Genomic DNA, 20000 nt, shown 5'->3' with positions numbered 1-20000 from the left:
TCCGATCGCCATGGAAGAAGGCCTGCGCTTCGCCATCCGCGAAGGCGGCCGCACCGTGGGCTCGGGCGTCGTGGCGAAGATCCTCGACCTGTAATAGGGCGAGTGCGAAGTACCGGAGGGGTATAGCTCAATTGGCAGAGCGTCGGTCTCCAAAACCGAAGGTTGTAGGTTCGATTCCTACTGCCCCTGCCACTTAAGGTGGCACTCCGAAAAGCCCGTCGCGCCCCGACGGGCTTCGGCGTCTGAAGAGACGCATTGAATTGAAGGCCTCAAGGCCACAGGAAAACAGCCGAACATGGCCACTTCTCAAATCGAAACCGTGAGCACCGGCGCCGACAAGGCCAAATTGGCCGCGGCTGTGGTGCTGGCGGTGAGCGCCATCGTGGCGTTCTATCTGCTGGCCCGCCAAGGTTCGCTGGTGCAATGGGCTGCGCTGCTGGTTGGTCTGGCTGCGGCAGTGGCTGCCTTCGGCAGTTCGGAGAATGGCCGCCAGTTGTGGGCTTTCGGTCGTGATTCGTGGCGCGAAGTCAGGAAGGTTGTCTGGCCGACCCGCAAGGAAGCGATGCAGATGACGGCCTACGTGTTTGCCTTCGTGGCGATCATGTCCGTCTTCCTCTGGCTTACCGACAAGACGCTCGAATGGGTGTTTTTCGACCTCATTCTGGGCTGGAGAAAGTAAATGACTGACGACGCAGTTGAAACCACGCCGGGCGCGCCGGAGGAAGAAAGCACCTCCGTGCTGGCGCCTGCCGCCAACCCCGACCTGCGTTGGTACGTGGTGCATGCCTATTCGGGCATGGAGAAGGCTGTCGAGCGCAACATCACCGAGCGCATCAACCGCGCCGGCATGCAGGGCAAGTTCGGTCGCATCCTGGTTCCGACCGAAGAAGTGGTCGAAATCAAGAACGGCCAGAAGCGCACCACCGAGCGCCGCTTCTTCCCTGGCTACGTGCTGGTCGAAATGATCATGGACGACGAGAGCTGGCACCTCGTGAAGCACACCAACAAGGTGACGGGCTTCGTGGGCGGTGCCAAGAATCGTCCGGCTCCGATCTCGCAGAAAGAGGTCGAGGACATCGTCAGCCAGATGCAGCAGGGCACCGAGAAGCCGCGCCACAAGATCGAGTTCACCGTTGGCGAATTCGTGCGCGTCAAGGAAGGCCCGTTCACCGACTTCAACGGCACCGTCGAGGAAGTCAACTACGAGAAGAGCAAGGTGAGCGTGTCGGTCATGATCTTCGGCCGCGCGACGCCCGTGGAGCTCGAATTCAGCCAGGTCGAGAAGACCTGAGCCCCGGACCGCGAGGTCTGAACCATTCCCGGCTGCGCGTTGTCCGACTCGGCGCGCGGCCTTGATCGAAGAGTCGTTTAACCCCGGGGAGCCTCGGCCGCAAGCCGAGGCGATATCACCCGCAAGGAGCAAAAAGCATGGCGAAGAAAATCGTCGGCTTCATCAAGCTGCAAGTGCCAGCTGGTAAGGCCAACCCGTCCCCGCCGATCGGTCCCGCACTCGGTCAGCGCGGTCTGAACATCATGGAATTCTGCAAGGCGTTCAACGCGCAGACGCAGAGCTACGAGCCGGGTCTGGCGCTGCCGGTGGTCATCACCGCTTTCGCCGACAAGAGCTTCACCTTCATCATCAAGTCGCCGCCGGCCGGCGTGCTGATCAAGAAGGCGATCAAGCTCGACAAGGGCTCCGCACGCCCGCACACCGACAAGGTCGGCAAGATCACGCGTGCACAGCTCGAAGAGATCGCAAAGACCAAGATGAAGGACCTGACCGCTGCCGACATGGACGCCGCGGTCCGCACCATCGCCGGTACGGCCCGTTCGATGGGCGTGAATGTGGAGGGCGTGTAAATGGCCAAGATCACCAAGAAGCAGAAGTCGCTCGAAGGCAAGGTCGACAGCACCAAGCTGTACCCGCTGGCTGACGCGATCACCATCGTCAAGGAAGCTGCCACCGCCAAGTTCGACGAATCGATCGACGTGGCCGTGCAGCTCGGCATCGACGCCAAGAAGTCGGACCAGGTCGTGCGTGGCGCCGTCGTGCTGCCCAACGGCACCGGCAAGACCAAGCGCGTCGCCGTGTTCGCCCAGGGAGCCAAGGCTGAAGAAGCCAAGGCCGCCGGCGCCGACATCGTCGGCATGGACGACCTGGCTGCCATGGTCAAGGCTGGCGACATGCCTTTCGACGTCGTGATCGCTGCGCCGGACGCAATGCGCGTCGTCGGTACGCTCGGTCAGGTGCTGGGCCCGCGCGGCCTGATGCCGAACCCGAAGGTCGGCACCGTGACCCCGGACGTCGCCACGGCCGTGAAGAACGCCAAGGCCGGCCAGGTCCAGTTCCGCGTCGACAAGGCCGGCATCGTGCACGGCACGATCGGCCGCCGCTCGTTCGACAACGACAAGCTGCAGGGCAACCTCGCCGCGCTGATCGACGCTCTGGTCAAGGCCAAGCCGGCGACCAGCAAGGGCGTGTACCTGCGCAAGGTGGCCGTGTCGTCGACCATGGGTCTGGGTGTCCGCGTGGACACGCAAACCATCTCGGCGAGCTAAAGAGATTTGCTCCACCTCGCAAGGGTGGGGCGGATGTGGTGGGTCGCGGCGGCTTCGGTTGCCGCGGGCCATCCAAGACCGCTGGTGTGCAGGGTGCTGCACTTAAACGCCGGACCTTCCCGTCCGGTATCCAGCGCAGATGGCGATCCCGCTGCAAGGAATCAAGGAAATCGATTTTTTTGTTCCTGACAGTTGGTCGCTGCATGAAGCGCGATCGCAGGCCCCGGCCGAAGATCGCATTGAAAGGAGTAGACCTTGAGTCTGAATCGCAGTGAGAAAGAAGCGGTCATCAACGACGTGACCAGCCTCGCCGCAAAAGCTCAAACGCTCGTGATGGCGGAATACCGTGGCATCACGGTGGCCGATATGACCAAACTGCGCAACGAAGCGCGCAGCAAGGGTGTGAGCCTGAGTGTTCTGAAGAACACGCTGGCCCGCCGTGCTGTCGCTGGCAGCCCGTTTGAAGTCGTCGGCGACCAGATGACCGGCCCGCTGATCTATGGCTTCTCCGAAGACGCTGTGGCCGCCGCCAAGGTGGTGGCCGATTTCGCTAAGACCAACGACAAGCTGGTCATTCGCGGCGGCGCATTCGGTGGCAAGGCCCTGGACGTCGAAGGCGTGAAGCAACTGGCCAACATCCCTTCGAAGGAAGTGCTGCTGGCTCAACTGCTGGGCTTGATGCAATCCCCGATCTCTCGTACCGCCCGCGTGCTCGCGGCGCTGGCCGAGAAGCGTGGTGGTGGCGAAGCTGCACCCGCCGATGCCCCGGCAGAAGCACAGGCAGCCTGAGCCGCCTGCGTTTGAAACATTCAACCCAATTGTTAGGAAACAAAAATGGCATTCGATAAAGACGCATTTCTGACCGCGCTCGACAGCATGACGGTCCTGGAACTCAACGACCTGGTCAAGGCCATCGAAGAGAAGTTCGGCGTGAGCGCCGCTGCAATGGCCGCTCCGGCCGCAGGTGGTGGCGGTGCCGCTGCTGCTGCAGTCGAAGAGAAGACCGAATTCAACGTCGTGCTGGTTGACGCCGGCGCGAACAAGGTTTCGGCGATCAAGGCAGTGCGCGAAATCACCGGCCTGGGCCTCAAGGAAGCCAAGGACCTGGTGGAAGCCGCTCCCAAGGCCGTCAAGGAAGGCCTGTCGAAGGCTGACGCTGAAGCCGCCAAGAAGAAGCTGGAAGAAGCCGGCGCCAAGGTGGAACTGAAGTAATTCAGACCCCCTGGAGGGCTGGAGGTGCCTGAAAAGGCCCTCCAGCCTTTGCCGCTTTCAGAGCGCACTCAAAAGCCGGCTCGCTGCCGGTTTCCCGAAGGCCACAAGGCCGATGGCGAAGCCGGAACGAGATGTTTTTTGAGTGTCTTCTGACCCCGACTGCAGAAGACCCCTTGGTTCGGGCGATGTGCAACGCATCGCTGTCCGCCAACGGCTGGTAGTGGCCAGCCGCCAAGCAGTGGTGCCCCGGCACTGCTGACAAGTCGCTGAAGATCTCAAGCACCGGAGCTCTCATGGCCCAATCGTCCGCGTACAGTTACACCGAACGCAAGCGCATCCGAAAAAGTTTCGGCAATCGCGACAGCGTCGTCGAAATCCCCTACCTGCTGCAGATGCAGAAGGACGCATACACCGCGTTCCTGCAAGCCGGCGTCCCCCCGAAACAACGTACCGTCGAAGGCCTGCAGGCTGCGTTCGACGCTGCTTTCCCGATCGTCTCGCACAACGGTTTCGTCGAGATGAAGTTCCTCGAGTACAACCTGGCGAAGCCGGCGTTCGACGTGCGCGAATGCCAGACCCGCGGCCTGACCTTCGCGTCGGCCGTGCGCGCCAAGGTGCAGCTCATCATCTATGACCGCGAGTCGTCGACCTCGCAGTCGAAGGTGGTCAAGGAAGTGAAGGAACAAGAGGTCTACATGGGCGAAGTGCCGCTCATGACGGACAAGGGTTCGTTCATCATCAACGGTACCGAGCGCGTGATCGTGTCTCAGCTGCACCGCTCGCCCGGCGTGTTCTTCGAGCACGACAAGGGCAAGACGCACAGCTCGGGCAAGCTGCTGTTCTCGGCCCGCGTGATCCCCTACCGCGGTTCGTGGCTCGACTTCGAGTTCGACCCGAAGGACATGCTGTACTTCCGCGTGGACCGTCGCCGCAAGATGCCGGTCACGATCCTGCTGAAGGCCATCGGCCTGAACCCGGAATCGATCCTCGCGAACTTCTTCGTGAACGACAACTTCCGCCTGATGGACAGCGGCGCGCAGATGGAATTCGTTCCCGAGCGCCTGCGCGGCGAAGTCGCGCGCTTCGACATCACCGACAAGTCGGGCAAGGTCGTGGTCGCCAAGGACAAGCGCGTCACCGCGCGCCACACGCGTGAGCTGGAGCAGGGCGGCACCACGCACATCAGCGTGCCGGAAGACTTCCTGATCGGCCGCGTGATCGCCCGCAACATCGTCGACGCCGACTCCGGCGAGATCCTGGCCAAGGCCAACGACGAGCTGACCGAGACGCTGCTGAAGAAGCTGCGCACGGCCGGCGTGCAGGACGTGCAGGTCATCTACACGAACGAACTCGACCAGGGCGCGTACATCTCGCAGACCCTGCGCATCGACGAAACCGTGGACGAGTTCGCCGCCCGCGTGGCCATCTACCGCATGATGCGCCCCGGCGAGCCGCCGACGGAAGACGCCGTGCAGGCCCTGTTCCAGCGCCTGTTCTACAACCCGGACACGTACGACCTGTCGCGCGTCGGCCGCATGAAGTTCAACGCCAAGGTCGGCCGCGACGAATCGACCGGCCCGATGGTGCTGACCAACGAGGACATCCTGGCCGTGGTCAAGATCCTCGTGGACCTGCGCAACGGCAACGGCGAGGTCGACGACATCGACCACCTGGGCAACCGTCGCGTGCGCTGCGTCGGCGAACTGGCCGAGAACCAGTACCGCACCGGCCTGGCCCGCATCGAGAAGGCCGTGAAGGAACGTCTGGGCCAGGCGGAGCAAGAGCCGCTGATGCCGCACGACCTGATCAACAGCAAGCCGATCTCGGCTGCGCTGAAGGAATTCTTCGGCGCCTCGCAGCTGTCGCAGTTCATGGACCAGACGAACCCGCTGTCCGAGATCACCCACAAGCGCCGCGTGTCGGCCCTTGGCCCGGGCGGTCTGACGCGCGAACGTGCAGGCTTCGAGGTGCGCGACGTGCACGTGACCCACTACGGCCGCGTGTGCCCGATCGAAACGCCCGAAGGCCCGAACATCGGCCTGATCAACTCGCTGGCCCTGTACGCCCGCCTGAATGAATACGGCTTCATCGAGACGCCGTACCGTCGCGTGGTGGACGGCAAGGTCACCAACGAGATCGACTACCTGTCGGCCATCGAGGAAGGCAAGTACGTCATCGCCCAGGCCAACGCGGCCCTGGACAAGGACGGCAAGCTGACCGGCGACCTGGTCTCGGCCCGTGAGGCCGGCGAATCGATCCTGGTCGGCGCAGAGCGCATCCAGTACATGGACGTGTCGCCCGCGCAGATCGTGTCGGTGGCCGCATCGCTCGTGCCGTTCCTCGAGCACGACGACGCGAACCGCGCGCTGATGGGCGCCAACATGCAGCGCCAGGCCGTGCCAGTGCTGCGTCCCGAGAAGCCGATGGTCGGTACCGGTATCGAGCGCGTCTCCGCGGTCGACTCGGGCACCGTGGTCACGGCCACCCGCGGCGGTATCGTCGACTACGTCGACGCGACCCGTGTCGTGGTGCGCGTGAACGACGCCGAAGCGGCTGCCGGTGAAGTCGGTGTGGACATCTACAACCTGATCAAGTATCAGCGTTCGAACCAGAACACCAACATCCACCAGCGCCCCATCGTCAAGCGCGGCGACAAGATCGCCAAGGGCGACGTGGTGGCCGACGGCGCATCGACCGACCTCGGCGAACTGGCCCTGGGCCAGAACATGCTGATCGCGTTCATGCCCTGGAACGGCTACAACTTCGAAGACTCGATCCTGATCTCGGAACGCGTCGTCGCCGAAGACCGCTACACCTCGATCCACATCGAGGAACTGGTGGTGATGGCCCGCGACACGAAGCTGGGCGCCGAAGAAATCACGCGCGACATCCCGAACCTGGCCGAGCAGCAGCTCAACCGCCTCGACGAGTCCGGCATCATCTACGTCGGCGCCGAAGTGCAGCCGGGCGATACGCTGGTGGGCAAGGTCACGCCGAAGGGCGAGACCACGCTGACGCCTGAAGAGAAGCTGCTTCGCGCCATCTTCGGCGAGAAGGCTTCCGATGTGAAGGACACCTCGCTGCGCGTTGACCAGGGCTCGCAAGGCACCGTGATCGACGTGCAGGTGTTCACCCGCGAAGGCATCCAGCGCGACAAGCGCGCCCAGCAGATCATCGACGACGAGCTCAAGCGCTTCCGCCTCGACCTGAACGACCAGCTCCGCATCGTCGAGGCTGACGCGTTCGACCGTATCGAGAAGCTGCTGACCGGCAAGGTCGCCAACGGCGGCCCGAACAAGCTGGCCAAGGGCACCAAGCTCGACAAGGCCTACCTGTCGTCGGTCGAGAAGTTCCACTGGTTCGACATCCGCCCGGCGGAAGACGAAGTGGCGACGCAGCTCGAGTCGATCAAGAACTCGCTGGAGCAGACGCGCCACAGCTTCGACCTCGCGTTCGAAGAGAAGCGCAAGAAGCTCACGCAGGGCGACGAGCTGCCCGCCGGCGTGCTGAAGATGGTCAAGGTCTACCTGGCCGTCAAGCGCCGCCTGCAGCCCGGCGACAAGATGGCCGGCCGCCACGGCAACAAGGGTGTGGTGTCGAAGATCGTTCCGGTCGAGGACATGCCCCACATGGCCGACGGCACCCCGTGCGACATCTGCCTGAATCCGCTGGGCGTGCCCTCGCGGATGAACGTGGGCCAGGTTCTCGAGGTGCACCTGGGCTGGGCCGGCAAGGGCGTGGGCCAGCGCATCGGCGACCTGCTGCAGCAGGAGGCCAAGGTGGCCGAGCTGCGCAAGTTCATGGAGCAGCTGTACAACGGCTCGGGCCGCCAGGAGAACATCGCTTCGCTGAGCGACACCGAGCTGCTCGAGATGGCCGGCAACCTCCAGAACGGCGCGACCTTCGCGACGCCGGTGTTCGACGGTGCCTCGGAAGAGGAAATCCGCGGCATGCTGAAGCTGGCCTACCCGGACGACATCGCCAAGGCCAAGGGCCTGACCGAGAGCCGCACGCAAGCCTACCTGTTCGACGGCCGCACCGGCGACCAGTTCGAGCGTCCCGTCACCGTCGGCTACATGCACTTCCTGAAGCTGCATCACCTGGTGGACGACAAGATGCACGCCCGCTCGACCGGCCCGTACTCGCTGGTCACGCAGCAGCCTCTGGGCGGCAAGGCGCAGTTCGGCGGCCAGCGTTTCGGGGAAATGGAAGTGTGGGCGCTCGAAGCCTACGGCGCTTCCTACGTCCTGCAGGAAATGCTGACCGTGAAGTCCGACGACGTGCAAGGCCGTACCAAGGTGTACGAGAGCATCGTCAAGGGCGAGCACTCGATCGAAGCCGGCATGCCGGAGTCGTTCAACGTGCTGGTCAAGGAAATCCGTTCGCTGGGTCTCGACATCGAGCTCGAGCGTTCCTAATTTGAAAAGGGAAAGAGTCTTATGAAATCGCTACTCGACCTGTTCAAGCAATTCACCCCTGATGAGCATTTCGATGCCATCAAGATCGGCATGGCTTCGCCCGAGAAGATCCGTTCGTGGTCCTTCGGCGAGGTGAAGAAGCCCGAGACGATCAACTACCGCACGTTCAAGCCCGAGCGCGACGGCCTCTTCTGCGCGAAGATCTTCGGCCCCATCAAGGACTACGAGTGCCTGTGCGGCAAGTACAAGCGCCTGAAGCACCGCGGCGTGATCTGCGAGAAGTGCGGCGTCGAAGTCACGCAGACCAAGGTGCGTCGCGAGCGCATGGGTCACATCGACCTGGCCGCGCCCTGCGCCCACATCTGGTTCCTGAAGTCGCTGCCGTCGCGCCTGGGCCTCGTGCTCGACATGACGCTGCGCGACATCGAGCGCGTGCTGTACTTCGAAGCCTACGTGATCACCGACCCCGGCATGACCCCGCTGAAGAAGTTCGGCATCATGTCCGAGGACGACTACGACGCGAAGCGCAAGGAATACGGTGACGAGTTCGTCGCCAAGATGGGCGCCGAAGGCATCAAGGACCTGCTGGAAGGCATCGAGCTCGACAGCGAGATCGAACGCCTGCGCGGCGATCTGACCGGCTCCGAAGTCAAGGTCAAGAAGAACTCCAAGCGCCTGAAGGTGCTGGAAGCCTTCCGCAAGTCGGGCATCAAGCCCGAGTGGATGGTGCTCGACGTGCTGCCCGTGCTGCCGCCGGACCTGCGTCCGCTGGTGCCGCTGGACGGCGGCCGCTTCGCGACCTCCGACCTGAACGACCTGTACCGCCGCGTCATCAACCGCAACTCGCGCCTGCGCCGCCTGCTGGAGCTGAAGGCTCCGGAAATCATCGCGCGCAACGAGAAGCGGATGCTGCAGGAGGCCGTCGACTCGCTGCTGGACAACGGCCGCCGCGGCAAGGCCATGACGGGCGCGAACAAGCGCGCGCTGAAGTCGCTGGCCGACATGATCAAGGGCAAGAGCGGCCGCTTCCGCCAGAACCTGCTGGGCAAGCGCGTTGACTACTCGGGCCGTTCGGTCATCGTGGTGGGTCCGACGCTCAAGCTGCACCAGTGCGGCCTGCCGAAGCTGATGGCGCTCGAACTCTTCAAGCCCTTCATCTTCTCGCGCCTCGAAGCCATGGGCATCGCGACCACGATCAAGGCTGCCAAGAAGGAAGTCGAATCGGGCACGCCGGTGGTCTGGGACATCCTGGAAGAGGTCATCAAGGAGCACCCGGTCATGCTGAACCGCGCTCCGACGCTGCACCGCCTGGGTATCCAGGCCTTCGAGCCGATCCTGATCGAAGGCAAGGCGATCCAGCTGCACCCGCTCGTCTGCGCGGCTTTCAACGCCGACTTCGACGGCGACCAGATGGCCGTCCACGTGCCGCTGTCGGTGGAAGCGCAGATGGAAGCCCGCACGCTGATGCTGGCCTCCAACAACGTGCTGTTCCCGGCTTCGGGCGAACCGTCGATCGTTCCTTCGCAGGACGTGGTGCTGGGTCTGTACTACACGACCCGCGACCGCATCAACGGCAAGGGCGAAGGCCTGGTCTTCTCCGACATCGGTGAAGTCCAGCGCGCGCTCGACGCCAACGAAGTCGAACTCACCGCCAAGGTGGCAGTGCGCATCACGGAATACACCAAGAACAAGGAAACCGGCGAATTCACGCCGTCGACCTCGCTCGTGGACACCACCGTGGGCCGCGCGCTGCTGTCCGAGATCCTGCCGAAGGGCCTGCCGTTCTCGAACATCAACAAGGCGCTGAAGAAGAAGGAAATCTCCAAGCTCATCAACGTCTCGTTCCGCAAGTGCGGCCTGAAGGAAACCGTCGTCTTCGCAGACAAGCTGCTGCAGAACGGCTTCCGCCTGGCGACCAAGGCCGGCATCTCGATCGCCATCGACGACATGCTGGTGCCTTCGGAGAAGCACGGCATCATCGAGCGCTCGGCGAAGGAAGTGAAGGAGATCGAGCAGCAGTACGTCTCGGGTCTCGTGACCTCCGGCGAACGCTACAACAAGGTGGTGGACATCTGGGGCAAGGCCGGCGACGAAGTGTCGAAGGTGATGATGGCCAAGCTGTCGAAGCAGAAGGTCATCGACCGCAACGGCAAGGAAGTCGAGCAGGAGTCCTTCAACTCGATCTACATGATGGCCGACTCCGGCGCCCGCGGTTCCGCGGCCCAGATCCGCCAGGTGGCCGGCATGCGCGGCCTGATGGCCAAGCCTGACGGCTCGATCATCGAGACGCCCATCACCGCGAACTTCCGCGAAGGCCTGAACGTGCTGGAGTACTTCATCTCCACCCACGGTGCCCGTAAGGGTCTGGCCGACACGGCGCTGAAGACGGCGAACTCGGGCTACCTGACGCGTCGTCTGGTCGACGTGACGCAGGACCTGGTCGTGACCGAGCAGGACTGCGGCACGCACGGCGGCTACCTGATGCGCGCCATCGTCGAAGGCGGTGAAGTGATCGAATCGCTGCGCGACCGTATCCTCGGCCGCACCGCAGCCGACGACGTGCTGCACCCGGAAAACCGCTCGGTGCTGCTGAAGGCCGGCGAGATGTTCGACGAGGACACCATCGAGGAACTCGAGGCGCAGGGCGTGGACGAGGTCAAGGTGCGCACGGCGCTGACCTGCGAGACGCGCTTCGGCATCTGCTCGACCTGCTACGGCCGCGACCTGGGCCGCGGCGGCCTGATCAACATCGGCGAAGCCGTCGGTGTGATCGCCGCCCAGTCCATCGGCGAACCGGGCACGCAGCTGACGATGCGTACCTTCCACATCGGTGGTGCCGCTTCGCGCGCTGCCATCGCCTCCAGCGTGGAAGCCAAGTCGAACGGCTCGATCGGCTTCAACGCCACGATGCGCTACGTGACCAACAGCAAGGGCGAGCTGGTCGTGATCTCGCGTTCGGGTGAAATCATCATCCACGACGAACACGGCCGTGAGCGTGAGCGCCACAAGGTGCCGTACGGCGCGACCCTGACGGTCAAGGCCGACCAGCAGATCAAGGCTGGCCATGTCCTAGCCAACTGGGACCCGCTGACCCGCCCGATCATCACGGAATTCGCCGGCAAGACGCAGTTCGAGAACGTCGAGGAAGGCCTCACGGTCGCCAAGCAGGTGGACGAAGTGACCGGCCTGTCGACCCTGGTCGTGATCGACCCGAAGCGCCGCGGCGCCGCCAAGGTCGTTCGTCCTCAGGTGAAGCTCATCGACGCCTCCGGCGCCGAAGTGAAGATCCCGGGCACCGACCACTCGGTGACGATCGGCTTCCCGATCGGCGCGCTGGTGCAGGTGCGTGACGGCCAGGACGTGGGCCCCGGCGAAGTGCTGGCGCGTATTCCGGTCGAAGGCCAGAAGACCCGCGACATCACCGGCGGTCTGCCGCGCGTTGCCGAGCTGTTCGAAGCCCGTTCGCCGAAGGACAAGGGCATGCTGGCCGAAATGACCGGTACCGTGTCGTTCGGCAAGGAAACGAAGGGCAAGATCCGCCTGCAGATCACCGATCCGGAAGGCACGGTCTGGGAAGACCTCGTGCCGAAGGAAAAGAACATCCTGGTGCACGAAGGCCAGGTGGTGAACAAGGGCGAATCCGTGGTCGACGGCCCGGCGGACCCGCAGGACATCCTGCGCCTGCTGGGTTCCGAAGAACTGGCGCGCTACATCGTGGACGAAGTGCAGGACGTGTACCGCCTGCAGGGCGTGAAGATCAACGACAAGCACATCGAGGTGATCGTTCGCCAGATGCTGCGCCGCGTCGTGGTCGACAACCCGGGCGACACCAGCTACATCGCCGGCGAACAGATCGAACGCAGCGAGATGCTCAACACCAACGACGCCCTGCGCGCCGAAGGCAAGATCCCCGCGACGTTCACGAACCTGCTGCTGGGTATCACGAAGGCATCGCTGTCGACGGACTCGTTCATCTCGGCCGCTTCGTTCCAGGAAACGACGCGCGTGCTGACCGAAGCCGCGATCATGGGCAAGCGCGACGAACTGCGCGGCCTGAAGGAAAACGTCATCGTCGGCCGCCTGATTCCCGCGGGCACCGGCATGGCGTACCACCAGGCACGCAAGGTCAAGGACGCCATGGACGAGGCCGAGCGCCGCGCCATCGCCGAAGCGGAAGCTGCCGAACTGGCAGGTTCCGGCGAAAGCGATGCAACTGCGAGCACGGCGGACGCCAGCGAAGGCGCTGCGACCGAATAACTGGTTAGCATCACCGGCCATGACCGGTACACACGCCCCCCGACCGGCCCCGGTCGGGGGGCGTTTTCATTTGTTCTTCCCCTGTGTTTGCATGATGAGGCCTTGTCGTCGATGAGCTTGTTGCCCGAATCGCTGGCCGGCTGGATCGTGGCCGCGGTCCTGCTCTTCTGGTTTGTCGGTGCCTACAACCGGCTGGTGCGCCTGCGCGCGGCCGTGCTGCAGGCCTATGGCCAGCTCGATGCGGCGCTGGGCAAGCAGCTCGACTTCGTGCAGGCCAGCATCGCGGCGGACCCACCGCCCGAGGCGCCGCCGACCGGGGAGTCGCTCTCGTCCATCGCTCCGCTGCAGGCTGCCACCGCACAGCTGGCGACCCTGCTGGGTGCGACCCGGCTGCGGCCGCTCGAAGCGGGCGGCATGGCCGCGCTGGCGACCGCGCTCCAGGTCTGGATCGGCGCCTGGCAGCGGCAGCATCCCGACCAGGTGACGGTGTTCGACGCCGACGGCACGCTGTCGCGGCCCGCGCAGCTGCTGCCCGGCACGACCACCGGGGTACCGGGCGCCGCGGAGCCGATCGGCTGGCCCGAGCCTTCCGCGGCCGCGGAGATCGCGCGCAGCCAGTTCAACCAGGCGGTGGCGCAGTACAACGCTGCCATCGCACAGTTCCCGGCGCTGCTGGTGGCATGGGCCGTGCGTCTGCGTCCGGCGGCACCGCTGCTTTGAGCTGAGCCGACCTGTCGGCAGCGGCCGTGCGCGGCCGCTGCGGTATTTCGTGTCGTTCTCTTTCCATGTACGAAGTCCGGCTTTTGGCCGGCCCGTTACCATCGCCCCCAACTTGCCAGAACTACCTTCCGACCCCTCCCGCAGAGGCCCCGGCGACTCGCCGCCCCTGCAACAACCTCCGCTCTGGCGCCAGCTGCAACTGACTGCGACGGCGCTGGCGTCGATTCGCGCCGGCACGTCGGGCTCCGTGGCCTTCGAAGCCGTCGAGCCCGCGCTGCGGCCCGGCGTGCAGTCGCTCGGCTTCCAGGTGCTGCGCTGGCTCGGCCGTGCCGAGGCGCTGCGCCGCCATCTGGCCAAGCGCACGCCGCCGCCCCTGCCCGATGCGCTGCTGTGCACCGCACTGGCGCTTGCATGGGATGCGGCGCACGCACCCTACGAGCCCTTCACGCTGGTGGACCAAGCGGTCGAGGCCGCCAAGCGCAATCCCGCCACGCGGGCGCAGGCGAGCTTCATCAACGCCTGCCTGCGGCGCTTCCTGCGCGAACGCGACGAGCTCGTGGCCGCCACCGACACCGAACCCGTCGCGCAGTGGAACCATCCGCGCTGGTGGATCGAGCGCCTCAGGCGCGACCATCCTCGCGACTGGCAGCGCGTGCTTGCCGCCGACAACGCGCAGGCCCCGATGACACTGCGGGTCAACGCCCGCCGGACGACCGCCGCCTCGTACCTGACCGAACTCGAAGCCGCAGGCCTCGGTGCGACCCGCGTCGGTGCCAGCGGCCTGCAGCTGGCGCGTGCCCGCCCCGTGCAGCAGCTGCCCGGCTTTGCCGACGGTGCCTGCTCGGTGCAGGACGCCGCCGCGCAGATGGCTGCGCCGCTGCTGCTCGACGGCCTGCTGCAGGACGCGGCGCAGCAGCCGCTGCGCGTGCTCGACGCCTGCGCCGCGCCCGGCGGCAAGACCGCGCACCTGCTCGAGATGGCGAAGCCCGGCGCCCTCGACGTCACGGCCCTCGAGGTCGACGCCACCCGCAGCCGCCGCATCGACGAGACCCTGGAGCGCCTCGGCCTGCAGGCCAAGGTGCTCGTCGCCGATGCCAGCCGGCCCGACCAGTGGTGGGACGGCACGCCCTTCGACGCGATCCTGCTCGATGCGCCCTGCACCGCCTCGGGCATCGTGCGGCGCCACCCCGACGTGCGCTGGCTGCGCCGCGAGAGCGATACGGCCCAGCTCGCCGCCCAGCAGGCCGCGCTCCTGGCGGCCTTGTGGCCGCTGGTGCGGCCCGGCGGGCGGCTTCTCTACTGCACTTGCTCCGTGTTCCGCGAAGAGGGTTCGCAACAAATTGATGCGTTTCTTGTACACAACACCAACGCACGATTGCTGCCATCGCCAGGCCATTTGCTGCCCCAAAGCGGATCGAATGCCCGTGGCGTCCCGGACAATGCCTCTGGTGACCACGACGGCTTCTTCTACGCCCTGCTCGAAAAGCGTCCGCGTTGAGCGGCGGCGCCGGCTGGTGCCGTGGCTGCCCGTCTTGCTCTGGATCTGGGCGATCTGGATGTCGTTCCTGCCTGCACCGGCATCCGCCCAGGCGCGCAGCGGTGCTTCGATCACCCAGATGCGGCTGGAGCAGGATGACGACGGCGTCTACTTCAGCGCCGCCGTGCAGTTCGAGCTGCCCTCGCTGGTCGAGGAGGTGCTCGACAAGGGCATCGCCATCTATTTCGTGGCGGAGGCCGAGCTCTTCCAGGAGCGCTGGTACTGGACCGACCGCAAGGTCGCGCAGGTCACGCGCCACATGCGGCTGGCCTACCAGCCGCTCACGCGCCGCTGGCGGCTCAACGTGTCGGCGGCGCCCATGACCGGCGCGGCCGGCCTGGGCATCTCGCTGAACCAGAACTTCGACACCCTGGGCGACGCGCTCGACGCCATCAAGCGCGTCGGTCGGCTGCGCATGGGCGACATCGCCGAGATCGGCGACGACCCGCAGCACCAGGTCACCTTCCGCTTCAGGCTCGACACCTCTCAGCTGCCGCGCCCGTTCCAGATCGGCGTGGTCGGCCAGGCCGACTGGAACATCGCCGTCGAGCGCACGGCCAAGCTTCCGATGGAGAAGCAGAAGTGAGCACCTCGGCGCGCAGCGGCACGGCGGCCTCGCAGGCTGCGAGCCGCGCGCGGGCCCGGCGCTGGGCCATCGGCGTCGGTGCCGCACTGGTCACCGCCATCGGCCTCGTGCTGATGTTCCTGCTGGCGCAGGCCACCAACAACCGCGCGCTGTACGAGCGCTACTACGTGCGCCTCTTCGGCATCAATGTCGTGGTCGCGGTGCTGCTGGTGCTGGTGATCGGCTGGGTGGCCTTCCGGCTGCTGCGGCGTCTCAGGCAGGGCAAGTTCGGCAGCCGGCTGCTCATCAAGCTCGCGGCCATCTTCGCGCTGGTGGGGGTGGTGCCGGGGGCGCTGGTCTATGTGGTGTCGTACCAGTTCGTCGCGCGCTCGATCGAGAGCTGGTTCGACGTCAAGGTGGAAGGCGCTCTCGACGCCGGCCTGAACCTCGGGCGGGCCACGCTCGACTCGCTGTCGGACGACCTCGCCGTGAAGACGCGCAGCGCCAGCGCGCAGCTGGCGCAGGTGCCCGATGCCAGCGCCGGCCTGATGCTCGAGCGCATCCGCGACCAGCTCGAAGCCAGCGATGTGATCCTCTGGACCGGCTCGGGGCAGCTCGTGGCGAGCGCGGGCACATCGCGCTTCCAGCTCAACCCCGAGCGGCCGACGCAGCAGCAGTTTCGGCAGGTGCGCCCCGAGCGTGCCGTCGCGCACATCGAGGGGCTGGATGAAAACACCGCCCCGGGCGCAACGCCGCCTGCCGCGAGCGTGCGGGCGCTCGCGATGGTGCAGCGGCCGGGCTTCGACTTCGACACCGCGCCGCGCTACCTGCAGGTCACGCGGCCGCTGCCGCCGGCGGTGGTCGCCAACGCGCTGGCGGTGCAGGAGGCCAACCGCGAATACCAGGAGCGGGCGCTCGCGCGCGAAGGCCTGCGCCGCATGTACATCGGCACGCTCACGCTGAGCCTGTTCCTCGCAGTGTTCGGCGCGGTGCTGCTGGCGGTGCTGTTCGGCAACCAGCTCGCGAGGCCGCTGCTCGTGCTTGCGGAGGGCGTGCGGCAGGTGGCGGCGGGCGACCTGCGTCCCACCGCCGTGCTCCAGGGCAAGGACGAGCTAGGCGGCCTCACGCGTTCCTTTGCCGTCATGACGCAGCAGCTGGCCGACGCGCGCGGCGCCGTCGAGAAGACCATGGGCCAGCTCGACGCGGCGCGTGCCAACCTGCAGACCATCCTCGACAACCTGACCTCGGGCGTGATCGTGCTCGATGCCAAGGGTACGGTGCTGTCCACCAACCCGGGCGCGACGCGCGTGCTGCGCGCGCCGCTCGCGGCCTACGAGGGCCGGCCGCTCGTCGAGGTGCCGGGGCTGGCGGAGTTCGGCGCGAAGGTGCAGCAGCAGTTCGAGGACTTCCTCGTCGAGCGCATCCAGCACGGCCTCGACCACTGGCAGCACGCCTTCGAGCTGCACGCCTCCGGCGTCGACCTGCCGCAGCAGGACGGCGCCATCAACATCGTCGCGCGCGGCGCGGAACTGCCCGGCGCCGCACGGCTGCTGGTGTTCGACGACATCTCCGAGATCGTCTCGGCCCAGCGTGCGCAGGCATGGGGCGAGGTCGCGCGCCGGCTCGCGCACGAGATCAAGAACCCGCTCACGCCCATCCAGCTCTCGGCCGAGCGGCTGGAGATGAAGCTGTCGGGCAAGGTCCAGCCGCCCGAGCAGGCGGTGCTGGTGAAGTCGGTGAAGACCATCGTCGACCAGGTCGATGCGATGAAGCGGCTCGTGAACGAATTCCGCGACTACGCGCGCCTGCCCGCGGCCGACCTCAAGCCGGTGGACCTGAACGCCTTGCTCACCGACGTGCTCCAGCTCTACAACGCCGAGAACCTGCCGATCACGCTGCGCTCCGAGCTCGACGAGCGCTGCCCGCCCATCAAGGGCGACGCGCAGCAGATCCGCCAAGTCATACACAACCTGTTGCAAAACGCGCAGGACGCCGCCGAGGCCGCTGCCAGCGGCACGGGCAAGCGGGGCGAAGTCACCATCCGCACCCGGCTCGGCGACTCGGGGCAGCGCGTGCGCCTGACCGTGCAGGACAGCGGACCTGGCTTTGCCGAGAACATCCTCAAGCGCGCATTCGAGCCCTACGTCACCACGAAAACTAAAGGTACCGGTTTGGGCCTCGCGGTCGTCAAGAAGATCGCCGACGAGCACGGCGCGCGCATCGAGCTTTCCAACCGCGTCGTCGATGGGGCTGTAGCAGGGGCACAAGTCTCGCTATCATTCGCGCTGGCAAGCGAGCCGCGGGCAGCGGCCGCTCACACCGAAGATTCGTCGAAGTCTTCCGCCGCCTGAGCCGCACGAATGACCGTCGCACAGGCGATGGATGGCCAGCGGACTCAACATACCATTGCGGACACCAGCGCACACAACAAGCAGCACTCATGGCAAACATTCTCGTGGTCGATGACGAGCTGGGCATCCGGGACCTGCTCTTCGAAATTCTCAATGACGAGGGCCACAACGTGGAACTCGCGGAGAACGCGGCCGAAGCGCGCGCTGCACGCCAGCGCGCACGTCCCGATCTCGTGCTGCTCGACATCTGGATGCCCGACACCGACGGCGTCACGCTGCTCAAGGAGTGGTCCACCGCGGGCCTGCTGAGCATGCCCGTCATCATGATGAGCGGCCACGCCACGATCGATACGGCAGTCGACGCCACGCGCATCGGCGCATTCGCCTTTCTCGAAAAGCCCATCACCATGCAGAAGCTGCTCAAGGCGGTGGAGCAGGGACTGGCTCGCGAGAATGCGCGCCGCGCCGCAGCGGGTGTGGTGCCCGCACCGATCACCGGCAACCAGGCAGCCGCCATCACGACGACGGGCGACAGCCTGCTGATGGCTTCGCTGGCCTCCGTGCCGGTGGCCGACACCGGCCCGCAGTCCACTCAGAGCTTCGATCTCGACCGTCCGCTGCGCGATGCGCGCGACGGCTTCGAGAAGGCGTACTTCGAGTTTCACCTGGCGATGGAGAACGGCTCCATGACCCGCGTCGCCGAGAAAACCGGCCTCGAACGCACCCATCTCTACAGAAAACTCAAACAACTTGGCGTCGATCTTTCAAGAGGGCGCAGAAGCGCTGTATAATTTGAGGCTGCACACAGCAACGGCCCGGTAGCTCAGTTGGTAGAGCAGCGGATTGAAAATCCGCGTGTCGGTGGTTCGATTCCGCCCCAGGCCACCATCTTTCTTTCTCGGTAGATCCCAAGTCAGCTCAAAGTCCTTGTACATCAAGGACTTAGCCTGAAAAAGGCGGCTCAAGCGGCATCACCGGATCTCACAAAATCCCGTTCTTGCGCGTACCCCACGGTGTACCCCAGACTGCTTTTCAACCGCAGTCGATTTTGGGTACACCATGGGGCAACTCAACGAGCTTCAGATCAAGGCGGCAGCGCCGCGTGACAGGGAATATTTGCTGGCGGACGGCGACGGTCTTTACCTTCGCGTACGGCCGACCGGCAAGGCGTGGGTCTATCGCTACAAGCGGCATGGCAAGGAGGCCAAGCTCAGCATCGGGCACTACCCGGTAGTGACCCTCGCGGCGGCGCGCAGGAAGGCGCGTGCCGAGGCTGAAAAGCGCGCCGATGGCGTCGATCCACGGGAGGCGCGGCGCGTGGAGGTCGAGCGCGATCGTGTTGCCCGCCTCAATACCTTCGAACTGACCGCCCGCGCCTGGCATGCGCAGGCGTGGAAGGACCGTGAGTGGTCGGCCGGCTATGCTGAGAAGGTGATGCGCCATCTGGAGCTGCACGTCTTTCCCTGGATCGGCGCGCTGGCCATCGAGGCCATCTTGCCGACCGAGGTGGTCAGATGCCTGCACCGCATCAAGGAGCGCGGCAATCTGGAGACGGCGCAGCGCGTGCGCGAAGCGGTGCAGCACGTGTTCCAGTACGCCGTCGATGTGGGCGCGCTGGCGCCGGCGAAGAACTTCGTGAACGGCCGCACGGGTGGCCTGCCTCCACCTCGCACTCGCCACTATCCCGCTATCACGGACCCACAGAAGCTCGGCCAGTTGCTTCGGGACATACGTGCCTACAACGGCAACGTCATCACGCGTGCGGCCCTGCAACTCTCGCCCTTGCTGTTCCAGCGGCCAGGTCAGTTGCGGCTGGCGCACTGGGAGGATGTGGATCTCGATCAGGCGCTGTGGCGTTGCCCGCCTGAGAAGATGAAGCTGCGGGAGTGGAAGAAGCGCGATGTACGCACGCCGGACCATCTTGTGCCGCTGCCAACGCAGGCGGTCGAAATTCTGCGCGACATCCATCCGCTGACCGGGCCTAATGGGCCAATCTTTCGCAGTATGGCGAAGCGCTCCGAGGAGACGCGCTACATGAGTGACAACACCATCAACAGTGCGCTGCGCACGCTGGGGTATGACACAAAGGAGCAGATCACTGGGCATGGCTTCCGCGCCACGGCGCGGACTCTGATCAGGGAGTTGCTGGGGTGGGATCGAGAGGTGATCGAACGGCACTTGGCTCACGTGTCCGATGAGGAGCTGGGTGGCAGTTATGACCGCACGACGCATGTAGAGCAGCGACGCCGGATGATCCAAGTCTGGGCGGACCTGCTGGACGAGCTTGCCGAGGGCAAGTTCGTTGAGCGAGCGTGTGATATGCGCAGGAGCGGCTGAGGCCTGTCCCATCACCTGCGATTCCCAGTAATGGACCGATTCGA

General features: G+C 65.3%; 15 protein-coding genes and 2 tRNA genes. All 17 read left to right on the top strand.

What is annotated here, in order from left to right; all coding sequences use genetic code 11:
• Nucleotides 1-94 (top strand): EF-Tu C-terminal domain-related protein (locus tag FHY06_RS34265; RefSeq protein ID WP_133373060.1); only part of this gene is annotated, 94 nt, incomplete at its 5' end.
• A 22-nt stretch (nucleotides 95-116) separates the two neighbouring features.
• Nucleotides 117-192, top strand: a tRNA-Trp gene (locus FHY06_RS34260).
• A 103-nt stretch (nucleotides 193-295) separates the two neighbouring features.
• Nucleotides 296-679, top strand: a complete 384-nt coding sequence (gene secE, locus FHY06_RS34255; RefSeq protein WP_184607649.1) for a preprotein translocase subunit SecE — start codon at nucleotides 296-298, stop codon at nucleotides 677-679.
• Nucleotides 680-1291 (top strand): transcription termination/antitermination protein NusG, encoded by a 612-nt coding sequence (nusG, locus tag FHY06_RS34250; RefSeq protein ID WP_019658338.1) that lies wholly within the window; start codon nucleotides 680-682, stop codon nucleotides 1289-1291.
• 137 nt (nucleotides 1292-1428) lie between these two features.
• Nucleotides 1429-1860 (top strand): 50S ribosomal protein L11, encoded by a 432-nt coding sequence (rplK, locus tag FHY06_RS34245; RefSeq protein ID WP_019658337.1) that lies wholly within the window; start codon nucleotides 1429-1431, stop codon nucleotides 1858-1860.
• Nucleotides 1861-2559 (top strand): 50S ribosomal protein L1, encoded by a 699-nt coding sequence (rplA, locus tag FHY06_RS34240; RefSeq protein WP_019658336.1) that lies wholly within the window; start codon nucleotides 1861-1863, stop codon nucleotides 2557-2559.
• 255 nt (nucleotides 2560-2814) lie between these two features.
• Nucleotides 2815-3348, top strand: coding sequence for a 50S ribosomal protein L10 (gene rplJ / locus FHY06_RS34235; RefSeq protein WP_019658335.1), 534 nt, complete (start codon nucleotides 2815-2817; stop codon nucleotides 3346-3348).
• A gap of 45 nt (nucleotides 3349-3393) precedes the next feature.
• Nucleotides 3394-3771: a 50S ribosomal protein L7/L12 gene (gene rplL / locus FHY06_RS34230; protein ID WP_019658334.1), complete on the top strand. Its 378-nt coding sequence runs from the start codon at nucleotides 3394-3396 to the stop codon at nucleotides 3769-3771.
• Between the two features lie 293 nt (nucleotides 3772-4064).
• Nucleotides 4065-8189, top strand: a complete 4125-nt coding sequence (rpoB, locus tag FHY06_RS34225) for a DNA-directed RNA polymerase subunit beta (protein ID WP_019658333.1) — start codon at nucleotides 4065-4067, stop codon at nucleotides 8187-8189.
• Nucleotides 8190-8210: 21 nt separating this feature from the next.
• Nucleotides 8211-12446 (top strand): DNA-directed RNA polymerase subunit beta', encoded by a 4236-nt coding sequence (rpoC, locus tag FHY06_RS34220; RefSeq protein WP_019658332.1) that lies wholly within the window; start codon nucleotides 8211-8213, stop codon nucleotides 12444-12446.
• A 111-nt stretch (nucleotides 12447-12557) separates the two neighbouring features.
• Complete coding sequence (locus FHY06_RS34215) at nucleotides 12558-13166, top strand: LemA family protein (protein ID WP_019658331.1); 609 nt, start codon at nucleotides 12558-12560, stop codon at nucleotides 13164-13166.
• A gap of 112 nt (nucleotides 13167-13278) precedes the next feature.
• The gene (gene rsmB / locus FHY06_RS34210; RefSeq protein WP_409327485.1) at nucleotides 13279-14664 is read left to right on the top strand and encodes a 16S rRNA (cytosine(967)-C(5))-methyltransferase RsmB; all 1386 of its coding nucleotides are present in this window, start codon (nucleotides 13279-13281) and stop codon (nucleotides 14662-14664) included.
• A gap of 58 nt (nucleotides 14665-14722) precedes the next feature.
• Nucleotides 14723-15289: a DUF4390 domain-containing protein gene (locus FHY06_RS34205; RefSeq protein ID WP_184607655.1), complete on the top strand. Its 567-nt coding sequence runs from the start codon at nucleotides 14723-14725 to the stop codon at nucleotides 15287-15289.
• On the top strand, nucleotides 15286-17619 hold the full coding sequence (locus FHY06_RS34200) for a sensor histidine kinase (protein ID WP_019658328.1): 2334 nt from the start codon (nucleotides 15286-15288) through the stop codon (nucleotides 17617-17619). Before FHY06_RS34205 ends, FHY06_RS34200 begins: the two co-directional genes overlap by 4 nt.
• Nucleotides 17620-17708: 89 nt before the next feature.
• The gene (locus tag FHY06_RS34195) at nucleotides 17709-18410 is read left to right on the top strand and encodes a response regulator (RefSeq protein ID WP_019658327.1); all 702 of its coding nucleotides are present in this window, start codon (nucleotides 17709-17711) and stop codon (nucleotides 18408-18410) included.
• A gap of 21 nt (nucleotides 18411-18431) precedes the next feature.
• Nucleotides 18432-18507 (top strand) — tRNA-Phe (locus FHY06_RS34190).
• Between the two features lie 171 nt (nucleotides 18508-18678).
• Nucleotides 18679-19956, top strand: a complete 1278-nt coding sequence (locus FHY06_RS34185) for a tyrosine-type recombinase/integrase (protein WP_184607648.1) — start codon at nucleotides 18679-18681, stop codon at nucleotides 19954-19956.
• The last annotated feature ends 44 nt before the right edge of the window (nucleotides 19957-20000 follow it).

It is taken from the genome of Variovorax atrisoli (assembly GCF_014195185.1).
Lineage (GTDB): Bacteria > Pseudomonadota > Gammaproteobacteria > Burkholderiales > Burkholderiaceae_C > Variovorax > Variovorax atrisoli.
The sequence above is the reverse complement of the archived record's forward strand: the minus strand, read 5'-3'. Positions and strand labels throughout refer to the sequence as shown.